The organism is Gardnerella sp. c12Ub_1, assembly GCF_055804375.1.
Genome location: NZ_JANUZC010000001.1, coordinates 1,011,993 through 1,026,839, shown reverse-complemented (window position 1 = coordinate 1,026,839; position 14,847 = coordinate 1,011,993). Strand labels below are relative to the sequence as shown.

At 40.1% G+C, this 14,847-nt stretch carries 15 protein-coding genes; 9 read left to right on the top strand and 6 right to left on the bottom strand.

All coding sequences use genetic code 11. From position 1 onward, the window contains the following. Nucleotides 1-13: 13 nt before the first annotated feature. Nucleotides 14-538 carry a hypothetical protein gene (locus tag NYP65_RS03940; RefSeq protein WP_115761998.1) on the top strand — a complete coding sequence of 175 codons (525 nt, stop codon included), beginning with the start codon at nt 14-16 and terminating at the stop codon, nt 536-538. Nucleotides 539-655: 117 nt separating this feature from the next. Next, complete coding sequence (locus NYP65_RS03935) at nt 656-1,057, top strand: transcriptional regulator (RefSeq protein WP_004131321.1); 402 nt, start codon at nt 656-658, stop codon at nt 1,055-1,057. 181 nt (nt 1,058-1,238) lie between these two features. Here the strand turns inward: NYP65_RS03935 and NYP65_RS03930 are convergent, their stop codons facing one another. From NYP65_RS03930 to NYP65_RS03915, 4 genes are all read right to left on the bottom strand, one after another. After that, complete coding sequence (locus NYP65_RS03930) at nt 1,239-1,610, bottom strand: hypothetical protein (RefSeq protein WP_115761997.1); 372 nt, start codon at nt 1,608-1,610, stop codon at nt 1,239-1,241. Between the two features lie 161 nt (nt 1,611-1,771). Beyond that, the gene (locus tag NYP65_RS03925) at nt 1,772-2,932 is read right to left on the bottom strand and encodes a hypothetical protein (RefSeq protein WP_060785710.1); all 1,161 of its coding nucleotides are present in this window, start codon (nt 2,930-2,932) and stop codon (nt 1,772-1,774) included. Next, the gene (locus NYP65_RS03920; protein ID WP_115761996.1) at nt 2,929-3,600 is read right to left on the bottom strand and encodes a response regulator transcription factor; all 672 of its coding nucleotides are present in this window, start codon (nt 3,598-3,600) and stop codon (nt 2,929-2,931) included. Before NYP65_RS03920 ends, NYP65_RS03925 begins: the two co-directional genes overlap by 4 nt. 257 nt (nt 3,601-3,857) lie before the next feature. After that, nucleotides 3,858-5,126: an MFS transporter gene (locus NYP65_RS03915; protein WP_032819544.1), complete on the bottom strand. Its 1,269-nt coding sequence runs from the start codon at nt 5,124-5,126 to the stop codon at nt 3,858-3,860. Between the two features lie 290 nt (nt 5,127-5,416). On the opposite strand from NYP65_RS03915, the gene NYP65_RS03910 reads away from it, so the two are divergent. From NYP65_RS03910 to NYP65_RS03885, 6 genes are all read left to right on the top strand, one after another. Further along, nucleotides 5,417-5,542, top strand: coding sequence for a hypothetical protein (locus NYP65_RS03910; protein WP_020758047.1), 126 nt, complete (start codon nt 5,417-5,419; stop codon nt 5,540-5,542). A 207-nt stretch (nt 5,543-5,749) separates the two neighbouring features. Next, a complete protein-coding gene (locus NYP65_RS03905; protein WP_004131339.1) occupies nt 5,750-7,021 on the top strand; it encodes an ABC transporter substrate-binding protein in 1,272 nt (423 codons plus the stop codon). Nucleotides 7,022-7,105: 84 nt separating this feature from the next. Further along, nucleotides 7,106-8,011 (top strand): carbohydrate ABC transporter permease, encoded by a 906-nt coding sequence (locus NYP65_RS03900; protein ID WP_004118115.1) that lies wholly within the window; start codon nt 7,106-7,108, stop codon nt 8,009-8,011. Next, complete coding sequence (locus tag NYP65_RS03895; protein WP_004112888.1) at nt 8,011-8,832, top strand: carbohydrate ABC transporter permease; 822 nt, start codon at nt 8,011-8,013, stop codon at nt 8,830-8,832. The genes NYP65_RS03900 and NYP65_RS03895 overlap by 1 nt, the downstream gene beginning before the upstream one ends. A gap of 32 nt (nt 8,833-8,864) precedes the next feature. Then, nucleotides 8,865-10,244 carry a glycoside hydrolase family 13 protein gene (locus NYP65_RS03890; protein WP_004131341.1) on the top strand — a complete coding sequence of 460 codons (1,380 nt, stop codon included), beginning with the start codon at nt 8,865-8,867 and terminating at the stop codon, nt 10,242-10,244. Nucleotides 10,245-10,273: 29 nt separating this feature from the next. Next, nucleotides 10,274-11,329 carry a LacI family DNA-binding transcriptional regulator gene (locus NYP65_RS03885; protein ID WP_004131343.1) on the top strand — a complete coding sequence of 352 codons (1,056 nt, stop codon included), beginning with the start codon at nt 10,274-10,276 and terminating at the stop codon, nt 11,327-11,329. A 144-nt stretch (nt 11,330-11,473) separates the two neighbouring features. Here the strand turns inward: NYP65_RS03885 and NYP65_RS03880 are convergent, their stop codons facing one another. Continuing rightward, the gene (locus NYP65_RS03880) at nt 11,474-13,000 is read right to left on the bottom strand and encodes an aminotransferase class I/II-fold pyridoxal phosphate-dependent enzyme (protein WP_473410643.1); all 1,527 of its coding nucleotides are present in this window, start codon (nt 12,998-13,000) and stop codon (nt 11,474-11,476) included. Nucleotides 13,001-13,622: 622 nt separating this feature from the next. Between NYP65_RS03880 and NYP65_RS03875 the strand changes: the two genes are divergently transcribed. Continuing rightward, nucleotides 13,623-13,889 carry a hypothetical protein gene (locus tag NYP65_RS03875; protein WP_016797389.1) on the top strand — a complete coding sequence of 89 codons (267 nt, stop codon included), beginning with the start codon at nt 13,623-13,625 and terminating at the stop codon, nt 13,887-13,889. Nucleotides 13,890-13,945: 56 nt separating this feature from the next. On the opposite strand, the gene NYP65_RS03870 is transcribed toward NYP65_RS03875, so the two are convergent. Then, nucleotides 13,946-14,770, bottom strand: coding sequence for a nitroreductase family protein (locus NYP65_RS03870; protein ID WP_473410642.1), 825 nt, complete (start codon nt 14,768-14,770; stop codon nt 13,946-13,948). Nucleotides 14,771-14,847: the final 77 nt, after the last annotated feature.

Here is a 14,847-nt window from a genome sequence, read left to right as displayed (position 1 = left end):
GAAAGAAGGAATAATGAATAATCATACTATTGGTAAAGCAACTCTTATTGTTGGTGTGCTTAGTGCGATTCTTATGTTTAATGCGTGTGGAGGAGTAGGCAACAATAATGCGAGCGGTATGGGTGGCGCGCGCTCGCAAAATAGTTCACCTAGAGAGACTGTTGATTTTGCTCATATAGAGAAGGAATATCAGGAGTCCGTTGCAAAGCTTAGTTGGCCTGAAAAATATAAAGCTCCTGCAAACTTGGTTGGAGAAGAAAAAGACGCTCAGTTCCAGAGTGGATATGGCGATACACAAGCATCTAATTATTATCAGTGTGCTTGGGAGCGGCAATGGCTAGACACGTATGCTAGTGATGAACAAGCGGCAAGTAAAGCTTTGCGTGAGCTCGAAAAAGTGCCTAGCATGCCGTTTATGGGTCCAGACCGTTGTGATGATGCAACGAGAAACTTTTTCAAAGAGCACATGCGTAAAGCAAAACTAGGAGATCCGTCAGGATTCCAACAGGATGTGCAAACTAATTGTCCTGTGATGTAATTGCATTTGTATAACTTCATTGTGCTGATTTTGTATGCAATGCCTATTTACTTAATTGATAAATAGGCATATACTTATGTGTGTGAAGCGAAAAGAGTTGGAGAAAAGACTTAATCAATGAGTGCTACTGAGCATGATGATGCAACGACTTGTTTACAAATGGTGACCGCTATAGCTCGCAGATGCGATGGCTGGTGGGCTATAGAAGTGTCAGAAATACCAGGATTATTTACTCAAGTACGTAGACTTGATCAGGTTGCAGCAATGGTAAAAGACGCTGCTGCAACTTTAAATGTTAAAGTCAATGGCGTGAAAGTAACTCCGAAACTTAGTGAGCAAGATGAGCTTATGCTTCAGCGCATGTTAGATGCAAAATCTGCAGCTATAAAAACTCAAGAAGAAGCGTCTATGCTTATGCGTGAAACGGTCCGCTTATTAAGGAATCAGGGATTGACGGTTCGTGATGTTGCAGAGCTTACGGGAGTTACTCCGCAGCGAATAAGTTCGCTTAAAGCTTAGTAACTTAATGCAATGTGGTTGGGGCTATGCGCAAGTCAATCACTCAGTAACATATAAACTCTATGCAAAACAAATCATTAACAGATAAATAATCAAAGGCCAAGTCGTAGGATACATTGCTATAGCTTGGCCTTTGAAAATTGTGATATGTTTTTATATTAAAATTCGTAGTCTAATGCTTTTATTTATTCTTGGCAATTCCAAGAGCTTTTGAACTTTCATCCTTATCAAGGCCTATAAATAAAAGCACGATTATGCCAATAATCAGCGGAACATAACCGTATCCAGATCCGTGGATCATGCCGAATATTTCCATAAGTCCATTTGCTATTACAGCTAGTGAGGATACGATAAAATATAGTTGCGCGCACCACGGTTTTTTAATGAGAAATATGGTTGCAAGACCAAATAATCCAGCGATAATTTGAGGCACTCCCCATAGATAATCATTACGCATTACAATCAGCGCAATTCCGCTAGCAAGAAATACGCCATTGGCTATTGTCCAAAATACGGACGGAATTTGTGCTTTTGTATCTTCTAAATTACTCATATTCTTCTCCTTCTAATACAAGAAAATAATTGTGTATATAAAACCTTTACAATTTATAAATTAATGTCGCGCTAAAAGGTAAACAATATCTTGTATATGAAAACCTTTACAAATAATTACTAATTAAAACTACTCAAGATTCATTAATCTTTTAAACTGAATCAGTAAAGTATACTATTTATACGGTTATGTTCATTTTTGAAAGGGATAACTGCATTACATTCCCAATACTTGCCAAAGGCTCGAAAATAAAGTGAACCGCCTAAATGCTTTAGGGTATCGCGATGAAGCAGAAGCCCTTTTTGAGATACTGCGCGAATCACATCTTTACTTTTCTTGCCCAAAAATCGAACATTGAACTGTTTTATAACAATTTGTTTTTCGCGTATCGAAATTCTGATGTAATAAACTAAAGAAGCATATTTTCGAATGTTCAAATATAGTTCTTCGATTAATTCAATAACTTCACAGATGATTTCATCGCTAATGTCTTCAGGAATATCGTTACTAGATATATTGCATATGGATCTTCCTTTTAATCCACATGATTCATTGATTGAGTCGTTCATTTGTAGCGTATCTTCAATGCGCTGAATGAACTCGCTTCGAGCATCATGCTTAGCAGTATTTCCACGTAGAATGTCGATAATATTATGACCTTCTTCAAAAGCCTGATCTGCCAAATCATTTATTTCTTCAATAGCTTCTCGTTGCTTTTTAGAAATAGACTTGTCAAGTAATGCTATTTTACTTTGTAGTGCAATATCTGCAATCTTATTAGTTAATTTATCGTGCATTCGCACAGCCAAATTAAGATTATTAATTGTTTGCCTATCTTTTTCATAAAGAACCATTTTTTGGTGATAAATGCGCAAAATAATACCAGTGCAAACGCAAAATATATTTATTAAAAGGTAAGCAATAAGATACTTGAAAGACAAAGTTGATAGGTATCGGTATGCAACGTAGTGTAATGCATCTATTACTAAGAATAAAGGTAGTGTAAATTGAATCGGATATAAATATGAAATAAAAACAAATGATATGATGAGCCCGAAAGTTACTGGTGGGAGATTCAGACTAGGAATAACAAGAATGCTGAGGTGCACAAAAATATAGCACATGCTCATAAAATGCGGGAGCAAGCAAAGGAACAGATTCATAGCAGCAAGAATCATGTAAACTATAACAAGTTGTATTGTGCCATTGTCGCTATTTGAGTAAATATATGCATCCATTGCGCTCGACAAACATCCCAATAGTAAAAATGTTTTATTGTCAATAAGCTTTTCTCGCAAACGACGCATTAAGAAAATAATCATTGTGTATCATTTCCTAAATATTCATCATGCAGCCATGTGGTAATAAGTTGTGAACGATTCGTCACATTCAACTTTTTGAACACGCGACGAAGGATAGTTTCCACAGTACAAGTTTCAACAAATAAACGTTTAGCGATTTGCGCATTAGTCATTCCTTTACTGCACAACTTTACAATTTCAGTCTCATGATCCGTTAAAGCAAGGCGTCCCTTTTTTGGCTTATTTTGCAAACGTTGAAATGCTGTCATCGTGTCGTCAAAATGAAGATTGCCTATTATTTGCGGCTTGAACGCGCCTTGGATAATACTGCTAAGCATAGCGCAAATAGTTTCTGGGTGGTTTTTCCCAACAATGCCTTGCGCGCCTGCTGCCGATGCTTTTAATGCATAATCGTTGATAGGAAATGAAGTTATAGCAATTATTATTGGGAGCGAGTGTCTTCTTCGCAATTCGTATAATATTTTAATTCCCGAAACCCCAGACATATACATGTCAATTAGCAGCACGTCTGGGCATCGATTTTGACAAAACTGAATTGCTTGATCGGCACATGTTGACAACCAGCAAATATTGCAGGACGGAACAACCTGTTCAATATATGTTTTTAGGCCGTGTAGACAAAAACAATCATCATCAACAATGCCAACAGTAATATGCTTTGCTATCATATTGCTCCTTTAGAAAAGCATTATTTAAGTAATAATAATACTTGAATTTGTATGATGAATATCTTGTCTAGGAAAACCTTTACAAAGGGAATCTTATGAAGGTAGGTGCTGAGAGCCTAGGGGAGTTACTCCGCAGCGAATAAGTTCGCTTAAAGCTTAGTGATTCAAAGCAATGTGGTTGAGGCTTGGCAATGGCTGAGTGAATAATGCCGTGTGCATTTGTATAGCTTTATTGCGCTGTCGCGCTAAATGGCTTGTTATATGCTTCTTTTTACCCATGTTGATGGTGTCCAATAATCTTTGGTAAGCATTGATGGGTATGTTTGTTTACGAGTTTGAATAATCCATAAGGCTATACCTGTTGAAACAAGTATTACGCCAGCTGCAATCATTATGAATAATGATGAATTTAGATTTCCCCATGCTAGTACGCTTGCATACCCTACGATAATGCCGCATTGCTCCATAATGGAAGTAAAAGTAGTAGTCGCGCCGAGAATGCGTGTTGGTATGCCGTCGAGAAGAGCTGTTTGCCCATAGACAATAGTGGCGTCAAAAATAATACCTGCAATGAAAGCAGAGCAAAGAAAAAGAGCAATCCAATTATTAAGTGCGAAAATAAGTAAAGGAATAGAGAGGAATCCAGGTAATAAAATAGAGTATAAAATCTCATAATGAAGCACAATATATTTGCATAATACTGAACCTACAATCATGCCAATGTTAAATATGCTGACTATTGTTCCCCACGTGGATGCCGAATGAAAAAGTGTGAGACAATGGTGTGCTCCCATTAGTCTGAATGCGGCAAGCCATGATCCAGATTGTAATGCTGATGCTACTCCTAAGACTATTAACCATGGTGTAGATTTCATATAGTGTAGAGAAGCTGCAAAACCAGCGGTTTTATTGCTTCCTGTTCCTGTTTTCGTATTGTTTGCGCTATTTTGTGCTTGCTGGTTTAGATTAACTAACAGCAGAGGTAGCGCCGCTAGTATCATCACAATAGCAATGCTCGTAAAGAAAATGAGAGGATTGCATATATCAACAAATATGCCAGTAATCGCAGGTGCGGCAAGCCTGCTGAGATTAATCCACATGCGCATGCTTGCTAAAAACTTGGTTTTTTCGCCAGTTGGTACACTATACGCCATCAATACTTTTTGATTAGGTGAAGAAAATGCAGTAAAGAACCCGAATATTATGCCAAGTAGCGTAACCATAATAGTAATAAGATTATGCTGTGCTACTAAAGCAAAACCATATCCAGTGCACAACAAGGCAAAGCAGAACGTTAGCGCTATAAACAATTTAGTTGGTGGATATTTATCTGCAATAATTCCGCCAAGCGGTGCTGCTATGCAGGTCATAAGCGCTACTGATACCGCGTTAAGCGCTGCGTGAGATAAGTCAACATGCATTAAAAGATATAGACTCACGCCAAATCTACAGCTTGTTAAAAGAAAAGCATTAAGCGATAAAACGGCAATAATAAGAGTTGTGCGAATCCGTGCCGAAGCGTTCATTTCCTTCTCTTTTTTCTTTCATGTTATGAATGTCTTTCATATTCTGAATGATATATGCCTCTTGATATACACCTTTTTATGGACTGTGAGTGAAATGAGTGTTATAGGCAGGGGTTGCGGCTACTGGCGATAGTAGGAGAGGAAGTTAGAAAGTTTGCCCATTGCGTCGCGAAGCGTTTGCAAGCGCGGCAAGTAGATAACGTGTAATTATTTTAAGGGATTGACGTTTGTTTAACAATGTAGTAAATTGATTTACAAGAGTTTAGCATTGCAGTTCAAAGGAGACTGAAATGGAAAGAATACCTAAAGGTAAAAAGTTCCAATTTAAGGCATTGCTTGATGACAAACAGTGGGCATTTAAAGATAATGTCTTCGGAGTTGGAGGGGAGGAGGTAGAAACAAGCGTGCATTTTTGATTTGGTGTCTGTGTGAACATGACATGTAGATTTATATGAGCCAGTGTTTGCGGCAATTAAAAAACTGTTTGCTTGTTATGTAGTCATACAACAAAGAATAAAAAAATTACTAGTTTGTTTTCTGATGCTTTAGAGAATAGTTCGTCACCCATTTTCTAAATGCAAAATGAGTGCAAGTTAACATATGCAGATAAAAAGAAGGTTACAATGAAGAAACTTACAAAAATATGTGCATTAATCGGTGCTGCTGCAATGATTATTAGCGCAGGTGCGTGTGGTAGTGCAAAATCATCCGACGCTAATGGCTCAACACAGCTTACCATTTGGCATTATTGGGATGGCGCTAATGCCGATACCTTTGATGCAATGGTGAAGGATTTTAATGCTTCGCATAAAAATATTAAGATTAAGACTGCGAGCGTTCCGAATTCTGATTTTATGACGAAGCTTCGTGCATCGGCTTCGTCGAAGAGTTTGCCAGATATTTCTATAAGTGATTTGGTATGGGTGCCACAGATTGCAAAAATGGGCAATTTGACTGATCTTTCTAAGGTTATCAGCTCGAAAACGCTCGATGATGTGACTCCTGCATTGATTGACTATGGTCATATTGACGGCAAACAAGTTTCTGTGCCAGTTACTGCCAATAATCTTGCGTACATGTACAACAAGGACGTTTATAAAGCAGCTGGGTTAGATCCTAACAAACCACCACAAACATGGGATGAGTTGAAGAAAGTTGCCGAGACAATCAAGGAAAAGACAGGCAAGCCAGGGTATGATTTGCTTACTCAAGCAGGAGATAACGGCGAAGGTTTAACTTGGAACTTCCAGGTCAACTTGTGGCAAGCTGGCGGCGAATTCTTGACAAAGGATAATTCTAAGGCTGCATTCAATACGCCAGAAGGCAAGAAGGCTATGAACTTCTGGATGGATCTTATAAAGAGCGGCGTGAGCCCATATGCTAAGTGGGGCGAATTTGAAAAGGGCAAGGGTGGTTCTGCTCAGGAAGGTAGCTGGATGGTTGGCATCTGGGCGCCAGATCCACCATTTGATTTCGGTGTAGCGAAAGCTCCTCATCCAAAGGATGGCAAGGAAGCGACTAATCTCGGTGGTGAACAAGCAATCGTCTTCCATAATTCTGACGCTCGTGCCAAGGCTGCTGGCGAATTCTTGAACTGGTTCTTGCAGCCAGAACAGGTGATCAAGTGGTCGCAAAAGACTGGCATGCTTCCTGTAACGAAGAGTGTTGCAAAGTCTGATAAGTATTTGGATTGGGTTAAGAAGGAACAGCCTCGTTTAATTCCGTTTGTGGAACAAATGGAGATTGCTCATACGCGTCCAAATACGCCATTGTATCCAAAGATTTCCTTTGAATTTGCAAAGGCTGTGGAGAAGGCTTTCGCTGGAGAGCAGAGTGTTGACGAAGCGCTTGCGAATGCTGAAAAGGCAGTAAACGACGTGATTGCCAAAGGCTGATTGCATAAATACTGTGCCGATAGCTGGGTCAAAGGAAATGAAGTTGACTCAGCTATCGGAGTTCTTTGCATCAAGGAGTATGTAATGAAAAAACGTCATTTTCTCAAGTCTGCGCACAGGCACTACCAGAAAGATCAAGTAATATGTGCTGCGGTATTCTTGTTGCCAGCAGTGCTTATTATTGGTGGTTTCGTGCTGTACCCTGTGTTGTCTGCTGTATATATTTCACTAACATCGTGGGATGGATTCTCTCCAGAAAAGAAATTTATTGGCTTGGGAAACTATGTTCGTCTTTTCCAAGATCCTGAGTTTTTCAATAGCTTAATGGTAACGGTTATTTATGCTGCTGGTGTATGTGTATTAAGTGTGCTGACTGGATTGTTGCTCGCGCTTTTGCTTGATGCGCCTATACGAGGTAGGAGTATTTATCGTAGTATTTACTTCCTTCCAGTGGTTACATCTTCTGTGGCTGCAGCCATTGTGTGGAAATATATGCTCGATCCTTCTGGATTCGTGAACAGTGTGTTGATGAAATTCAATATACACGGACCAGATTGGTTACAAAATCGTTGGCTTGCGCTTATTGCATTAATTCTTTTGACCGTGTGGAAAAATATTGGTTTTAACGCTATTTTGTATTTAACTGCGTTACAAGCATTGCCAAAAAGCGTGTATGAAGCGGCTGCATTAGATGGAGCTACTGGGTGGCAAAAATTATGGAAGATTACTTTCCCATTGCTATCTCCAATGACGTTTTTTGTAGTAGTTCAGGCATTAGTAACGAGCTTCCAATCCTTCGACCTTGCATACATGCTCACTGGTGGCGGTCCTCGCGGAGGTACGGAAGTGCTTGGCATGATGATGTATCGTGATGCGTTCAAGCTCGGTGATTTTGGCTATGGAACAGCAATAGCGTTCATTACGCTTGCGCTAGTGCTAGGCGTGACGATGATTCAATGGAAAGTTTCTGGAGCACAAGGAGAAGAATAATGAAATCATCATTATGGTCGCGTTTGGCGCGTCATGCGATTCTGATTTTAGGTTCGGCAACAGTAATCATTCCATTTTTGTGGATGTTCACTACTTCTTTGCAAATGCGTGCTGAAACATACACGAATACTTCAATTTTTCCTACATCATGGCATTGGGAAAACTATATTCACGCGTGGCAAGCGGCACCGTTTGCGCAATATTATTGGAATACGCTATTGATGACGGTAGGAATTGTTGTAGGACATTTAATATTTGATGCCTTTGCCGCCTACGCTTTTGCGCGCTTAGAATTTCCTTTGAAGAAAACAATATTCATTCTGCTGCTTTCTGCATTGATGATTCCTAATTTTGTGATTGTTATTCCGTCTTATGAGATAGTCGCTAATTTGGGATGGGTCGATACGCTGTATGCTTTGATTGTTCCTAGACTTGCAGATGTGTTTGGCATTATTTTACTTCGCCAATATTTTGCAACAATTCCTCGAGAGCTTGATGAGGCAGCGCGCATTGACGGTTGTGGCAGGTTTGGAATATTCTTCAAAGTAATCGTTCCATTGTCGTCTCCAGCGTTTGCGACGCTTGGTATTTTTAGTTTTCTCTTTGCGTGGAATGATTTCCTTTGGCCGTTATTAGTTACGAATACGGATGAAACTCGTACAATTCAGATTGGTTTAGCATCCTTCGTAGGGCGTTACGGAACCTCTTGGAATTATTTGATGGCAGGAACTTTGACTGCAACAATACCAAGTATTATTGTGTTCCTTTTCTTCCAACGTGCGCTTGTTAGAGGAATTGCCAATACTGGTATGAAAGATTAGAAATTGTAGAAAAATTAAGGATGGGGTTTATTATGTCTATACCACAGTGGTTACCTGATGCAAGATTTTATCAGATTTTTCCTGATCGTTTCTATCGTTGTGAAGGCTACGGTATGCTAACTGAAGGTCATGTGCCGCTTGACTCATGGGATGCTGAGCCTACGCGTGAGAATTTCTTAGGTGGTAATATTGCTGGAATTACAGAAAAACTTGATTATATTCATGATTTAGGTTGCAATGCGCTCTATTTGAATCCAATTTTTTCTGCTGCAACAAATCATCGTTATGATGCAAACGATTATTTTAAAATCGATCCACTTTTAGGAACTCTTGAAGATTTCCATACATTGGTAGATGAAGCGCATAAGCGGAATATACGTATAGTACTAGATGCAGTTTTAAATCATTGTGGTAAAACTCATTGGATGTTTCAAGATGTTGTTAAAAATGAAGAGAATTCAGAATATGTTAATTATTTTTCAGTGAAAAACTTTCCAGTTAAGTCATTGCCTGTACCTAATTATAAAACCTGTTCTGGTTGTGAATATCTACCGAAGTGGAATGTGTTTAATCCAAAGGTGCGTGAGCATCATTTTAATGTTGCGAGATATTGGATTGATCAAGGTATCGACGGTTATCGTCTTGACGTTCCATATTTTATTTATCCAGAATTTTGGCAGGATTTTAGGCAAGTTGTTAAAGCAAAAAATTCAGAATTATGTTTGATAGCTGAAGAATGGAGAGACCCTGCTCAATGGCTGCAAGGAGACACTACCGATAGCACAATGAATTATACTCTGCGTGATTTAGTTTTAGGTTTTACTGCAACGAAGCGGTTCAATGCATACGATTTTGTTAACGGTATTAACCGTTTGCAGGAGCGCATACCGTATGGATATCACCATGGGATGATGAATTTGTTGGGTAGCCACGATACTGAGCGTGTTTTAACTGCGCATCAAAATAATACTGAGGATTGCATAACTGCCTACTGTTGCATGTTTGCCTGCGAAGGCGCTCCGATGATTTATTACGGTGATGAGCTTGGTATGGTTGGCGATAATGATCCAGGGTGCCGTTCTGGTATGCAGTGGGATAGTCTTGATACAAATGCTGAAATATTCCGTACAATTGTTCAATTAAATGCATTGCGGCGTGACCATATTGCGTTGCGAAGGGGTACGCAAAGTTGTTACGCTGTTGATGGAGATACTGTCATTATTTCGCGAGAGCATAAGGAAGAATCTCTTTTGATGATTATTTCACGTAGTAATTTATTAGAGTATAATTCATCGAAGCTACCTCAACAATTGCAAAATCATAATTGGCGAATTATAAATGGTGTAACTGTTGGAGATAGTTGGTGCCCTAATAAAGATAGTTCTATGATCGTATTGCAGGCTCAACAGTAAAAATAATGTAGAAGTAAGAAGTGTGAAGCATGGGAAAGAAAATTACAATGCAGGATATTGCTGATGCAGCGCGTGTCTCTAAATCTGCTGTCTCCTTTGCGTATAATACTCCTGATCGCTTATCGTCAGAAACTGTAGAACACATATTTTCAGTTGCAAAGGAACTAGGATATGTGCGTAATCCTGTTGCTTATATGCTGAGAACTCAAAAGACAAATAGTTTGGGATTGTTACTACCGCAGCAATTAGGTCGAGTGCTAGAAAATCCATACTATTCGGAATTTATTCAGGGTATTGGGCAAATCTGTGAGCGAGAGGGATTGACGCTTCTTTTAGTGCCTCCACTTCGTAATTCTATGTTAAAAGCAATTCCTTATGCTGCAGTTGACGGTTTTATAGTGACTGGTTTAGAAGAAGACCGTGGTGAAGTTGAAGCTCTTATGCAGCAAGGAAAGCCATTTGTGATTGTTGACAGTGAAGTACATAGCCAGGCTCCGAGTATCAATATTGATGAGTCGCGCGCTATGAAAGAATTAACTGAGCATCTTATTTCATTGGGTCATCGCAATTTTGTGGTGATTTCTCCAGAATCAGGCAATGATGATGGGTATCTTTCTTGGCATGGAACAATTCGTCGCCGTATTGATGGTGTGATTTCTGCTTTAGAAGAGAATGGAATAGCTCCACTGGTCGATAAGAAAAATGTTATTGAAGTGCCATGTACTCGTACTGGAGGAGAAGAAGCTTTTGCGCAAATAAAACAAAATAATTCTGTATTACCAACTGCATTCATCTGTTTTAGTGATGTTATTGCGTTTGGAGTAATGGACGCTGCTAGACAGTCTGGTTTGCAAATTCCACGCGATATTTCTGTTACAGGATTTGATGATATAGATGAGTCTGCATGTAGTAATCCACCGTTGACAACAGTTAAACAGCCTGTTACAGCTAAAGGACGTTTAGCTGCTGAATATATAGTAGAAACTTTGAATGCTGGGTATGAACGCGCATCATCCCGTCACGTATGTCTACCTATTACTGTGCTGCTGCGTGAGTCGATTGGCCCAGTAGCATCTATAAGATAACAGGTTGCTTAGTAAATACTTTGATTCCTTCCTCCTATGAAAAATATAGTGCTACGTTAAGTTTTTTAGCGTGGCACTATATTCATAATTTCTGGAATAGTGCCAGAAATAGTCATATTTTTTGTTTATGTAAAAATTATGATTCTACTGGCGATAGTAGGAGAGGAAGCTGGAGAGTTTACTCATTGCGTCGCGAAGCGTTTGCAAGCGCGGCAAGTAGACTACGCGGAAGTAGCCTGGAGTCTGCCAATTAAAGCCTTTTCCATGCACAATCAGCAACTTCTGATCGCGCAGCAAATCAAGCGCAAACTGCTCGTCGTCGTGAATGTTGTAGCGAGCAGGATCGAGCTTTACAAACATGTAGAAAGCAGCGTCTGGCCGCTCAACGCTTACGCCGTCCATCTCCTGAAGCGCGTTATAGCAGTACTCGCGCTGCTCGTACACGCGTCCGCCTGGCTCCAAATACTTTTCAACACTTTGGTATCCGCCCAAAGCAGTCTGAATAATTGACTGTGCAGGAACGTTCGAGCACAAGCGCATATTAGACAGCATGTTAAGACCCATAATGTAGTCGCGAGCCTTGGACTTATCTCCCGAAAGACTCATCCAACCAATACGGAAGCCAGCAATCATATGCGACTTAGAAAGTCCGCTAAAAGTTACGCAGAACACGTCTGGAGCAAGAGAAGCAATCGAAATATGCTTCTTGCCGTCCATAACAAGACGGTCGTAAATCTCGTCTGCAAAAATAATCAAATTAAACTCGCGCGCAACCTTAACAATCTCTTCCAAAACTTCGCGACTATACAGCACGCCCGTAGGATTATTCGGGTTAATAATCACGATTGCTTTAGTACGAGGCGTGATTTTAGAGCGAATATCGGCAATATCTGGGTACCAATGCGACTTTTCATCACACATGTAGTGCACAGGAGTGCCGCCAGCCAGGCTAGCGCACGCAGTCCACAGCGGATAGTCTGGGCTTGGAATAAGAATCTCGTCGCCGCAATCAAGCAGTGCTTGCATAGAAAGGTTAATCAGCTCGGAAACGCCGTTTCCAGTGTAAATATCTTCCATTTGTACGCCTGGAATGCCCTTAAGCTGATCGTATTGCATAATCGCCTTGCGCGCGGAGAAAAGTCCGCGACTATCCGAGTAGCCTTCGCAGTCAATAAGCTGCTGCTGCATGTCGTAAATTACTTCGTCTGGAGCGCGGAAACCAAAAGGAGCAGGATTCCCAATGTTGAGCTTTAGAATATGCGTTCCGTTTGCTTCCATACGGTTTGCTTCTTCAACAACTGGGCCGCGAACATCGTAAAGCACGTGCTCAAGTTTGGTGGATTTGTTGAAAGATCTATGTTTGAGTGTTTGGGAAAGTTGTTCTTCTGTAAGCTGTGGCTGATTTAATTGTGATTCTTCTGCAGACTGGCAGTTTTGCGCGACTTTTGAGCACGAATGACCGCCTTTGATTCCGTCGCAGCTAATTCCAAGAATTTGTGCAAGCATATCTCGCACGTCTTTGCGCGGCTCAGTTTTACCGCTTAAATACTGGCTTAATTGGCTTTTGCCAAGCTTATGGCCACTTTTTGCTGCAAGCTCGATTACGTCAATCTGCTTGTATTCTTTGATTTTCATGGCCTTTTTAAGGTCGTTTGCAAAATTTTGTGCCATAATCCGTCTTTCTTTATGCCATTTTATAGAAGCTCATAAAATAAGCATTCTTAAATTGAACAAACTGGCAACAAAGTTCAAAATAGAAGCTATAAATTGAACTTTGAGGCGATTAAAAGACAATTTTACGCGCCAAAACTCATTTTGCAAGCCTAAAATTGAATTAATTTTGAATTTTGACCAAATTCTGGCTGAGCAATAATTAAGAATTGAACTAAAAAGACATTAAATTGAACTTATTTTGATTTAGTTACATGAGATTGTTTGCGAAAGCAGCAGCTTTGTAGTGCGCTCCGACCTGCCTTCGTGCTTAAAGCGTAGCGCGAAAAGCGCTTTGACTGAGCTTGAAATTGCATAACGCGTTTCAAGCTCCTTCAAAGCGTGATTTGGCTTAAACATAAAGTCCAGTGGACTTTATGTTTAAGCCAAATCAGCCGAACGGCTACTAATAGCCGTGAGGAATAGAGCGCTGAGCTTGCTCAAAGTTGAAAGCACAGTGTGCTTTCAACGCAAGCGAAGACGTGAGCGCAGCTAATCTGCGCGAGCGACATGACACGCCGCAAATTCGGTACAATCGCACTACATAAAGTTGCGAATCATCGCAGTTTGTTGCGGTGATACTATGGGTTACATGTATTTCTTTACTCCGCGCAGATGTGAATCTACTCAAAAAATCATGTACGCCAACAAAGGGCAGGCTCTTATTGCAGCGGATAAAAGTTTTACGGAACGCGGAGCAAAGCTGTGGGTTTATAAATGCGATTATTGCGGAAGTTGGCATTTAACGCATTCAAATCCTGCGATTCGTAAGTATTGCGATATGCGCTCGCGGTTTGAAACAACAAAACCCAAGTCTAGAAAACGCGGATATAAACCGCGTATTCGCTAAGTAATTAATGCTAAGTAATTAACGCTAAAAATTCAGTAATGCAGTAAATCACTAAATCAGTACTTAAAAGTAAATCCTTGCGCATTAAGCTGCGATTCGCAACTGTGGTTTTTAGCTCCAGAATCTACAGCAAGCTTTGTGATTTGCGCACTGAACGCGTCCACTGGCCTATCTGCATTACGCAAATCGTAGTATTTATGCACTCTTTCGTCGAAGTCTGCAAGTTTTTCAATCAAAACATCATCTCTGCTAGGGTATTCGTTTTCAAAGAATTGCATGCTTGAATCCATGCGCGGCTTTAATTCTGGCTCTTGGTCTGGCTTGCCAATTGCAAGCCCAAGAACTGGATACGTGTATTTTGGCAACTTCAAAAGTTCAATTAAATCTGGAATATTGTTCAAAATTGAACCAAGAATTACGCAACCGAGTCCAAGCGATTCCGCGGCTGTTTCCATTGCGTGTAGTGCAAGAACAGCGTCGTTTTGCGATTGAGAGAATCTGTAGCCTGTTTTAAGAGTCAAATCGCTGCTTTCTGTGTCAATGCCATTTTTGCGCGCTATAGCAGCGTTCCTGCTCTGGTCAATAATAAAAACGTACAAAAGTGGCGCTGTTGCTATGTAAGTTTGATTTCCAAGTTTAGAAAGTTTTTGTTTAAGATCTTTGCTAGTGATTTTGATTGCAGACCAGTCGTTCAAAAACTGACTGCAGGCTGCGCGCTGTGCTGCTGCTTCCAACGTTTTTACAATATCTTCGCTAATTGGCTCATTTTTGAAAGCGCGTATAGATCTGCGATTAAGAAGCGTTTGAATAGTTTGATTTGCATATGCATTTTGTGCGTTGTTTTGCGTATTGTTTTGCTCGTTGCTTTGAGTTGACGTCATGTTTTTATATTAATGGCAACGAAATACCAATTAGAAATTGGCATGTAAAAGTGTTATAAAAGTGTTATAAAAGCGAG

Bases quoted from the DNA above. Each gene is read 5' to 3' on its own strand.
- NYP65_RS03870 (WP_473410642.1), bottom strand. From the start codon at position 14,770: ATGACGTCAACTCAAAGCAACGAGCAAAACAATACGCAAAACAACGCA.
- NYP65_RS03895 (WP_004112888.1), top strand. From the start codon at position 8,011: ATGAAATCATCATTATGGTCGCGTTTGGCGCGTCATGCGATTCTGATT.
- NYP65_RS03930 (WP_115761997.1), bottom strand. From the start codon at position 1,610: ATGAGTAATTTAGAAGATACAAAAGCACAAATTCCGTCCGTATTTTGG.
- NYP65_RS03885 (WP_004131343.1), top strand. From the start codon at position 10,274: ATGGGAAAGAAAATTACAATGCAGGATATTGCTGATGCAGCGCGTGTC.
- NYP65_RS03910 (WP_020758047.1), top strand. From the start codon at position 5,417: ATGGAAAGAATACCTAAAGGTAAAAAGTTCCAATTTAAGGCATTGCTT.
- NYP65_RS03920 (WP_115761996.1), bottom strand. From the start codon at position 3,600: ATGATAGCAAAGCATATTACTGTTGGCATTGTTGATGATGATTGTTTT.
- NYP65_RS03905 (WP_004131339.1), top strand. From the start codon at position 5,750: ATGAAGAAACTTACAAAAATATGTGCATTAATCGGTGCTGCTGCAATG.
- NYP65_RS03875 (WP_016797389.1), top strand. From the start codon at position 13,623: ATGGGTTACATGTATTTCTTTACTCCGCGCAGATGTGAATCTACTCAA.
- NYP65_RS03940 (WP_115761998.1), top strand. From the start codon at position 14: ATGAATAATCATACTATTGGTAAAGCAACTCTTATTGTTGGTGTGCTT.
- NYP65_RS03900 (WP_004118115.1), top strand. From the start codon at position 7,106: ATGAAAAAACGTCATTTTCTCAAGTCTGCGCACAGGCACTACCAGAAA.
- NYP65_RS03890 (WP_004131341.1), top strand. From the start codon at position 8,865: ATGTCTATACCACAGTGGTTACCTGATGCAAGATTTTATCAGATTTTT.
- NYP65_RS03935 (WP_004131321.1), top strand. From the start codon at position 656: ATGAGTGCTACTGAGCATGATGATGCAACGACTTGTTTACAAATGGTG.
- NYP65_RS03915 (WP_032819544.1), bottom strand. From the start codon at position 5,126: ATGAACGCTTCGGCACGGATTCGCACAACTCTTATTATTGCCGTTTTA.
- NYP65_RS03880 (WP_473410643.1), bottom strand. From the start codon at position 13,000: ATGGCACAAAATTTTGCAAACGACCTTAAAAAGGCCATGAAAATCAAA.
- NYP65_RS03925 (WP_060785710.1), bottom strand. From the start codon at position 2,932: ATGATTATTTTCTTAATGCGTCGTTTGCGAGAAAAGCTTATTGACAAT.